We start from the raw sequence: 759 nt of genomic DNA on the forward strand, positions 1-759 counted from the left end.
GTGCTGTATTGCCCCTGCTCCTCGTCGGCCTCGGCCAGGAAGATCACGTCGCGCGCCAGCGGCGTCTTCTCCTCCGCCAGTCGCATCACCGCGCTGGCGAACACAGCGAGCCCGCCCTTGAAGTCCATCGCGCCGCGCCCGTAGACGAAACCGTCCTTTTCCACGCCGGCGAAGGGTTCCACGGTCCATTTCTCACGCTCGACCGGAACGACGTCGGCATGCGCGGCGAGCAACACCGGCTTCTTCGAGCCGTCACCGCGCAGCCGCGCGACGAAATGCGCGGCCTTGCCGTTCGGGGCGACGAAGATGTCCACCTCGGCGCCGAGCGGCGCGAACTGCGACTTCAGATACTCGGCGAGCGCCCGCGTATCGCCCGGGCCATTCGATGTGTCGAATGAGATCAGCTTCTTGAGCAACGCAACCGTCCGGTCCCCATTCGGGTCCGCGACGGCAAGTCCGGTTCCAAAGAGGAAGACACCAGTGGCGAGCATCAAGGCGGCGAGGTTAGTCCTGGTCTGCGACGTCACGTTTTTCTTCCTCCCGTTTTGGTAGACCATAACCTGCACGGCCGGCGTCAGGGAACCCTTCCGAACAGCAGTTTCAGCATGGCTGCCGCGACAAGAGTCGTCAGGGCGAGGCCGGTCGAGAGATAGAGCGCGCTCGCATCGCCGAACCGGTCGATCACGATCGCATAGGCCAACGGCGCTGCCGCCGGCAGGATGAAGCTCGGAACGATGAGCCGACCGACCAGCGTGCCGT

2 protein-coding genes are annotated in these 759 nt (G+C 65.0%); both read right to left on the reverse strand.

What is annotated here, in order from left to right:
* Positions 1–557, reverse strand: a 557-nt coding sequence (locus tag NS334_RS17030) for a M20 family metallopeptidase (RefSeq protein ID WP_241492020.1), incomplete at its 3' end; no start/stop codon positions are given.
* Between the two features lie 17 nt (positions 558–574).
* On the reverse strand, positions 575–759 hold a 185-nt coding region (locus tag NS334_RS18945; protein ID WP_206542731.1), incomplete at its 5' end, for a hypothetical protein.

The organism is Sphingomonas endophytica (assembly GCF_001476895.1).
Taxonomy (GTDB): Bacteria; Pseudomonadota; Alphaproteobacteria; order Sphingomonadales; family Sphingomonadaceae; genus Sphingomonas; species Sphingomonas endophytica_A.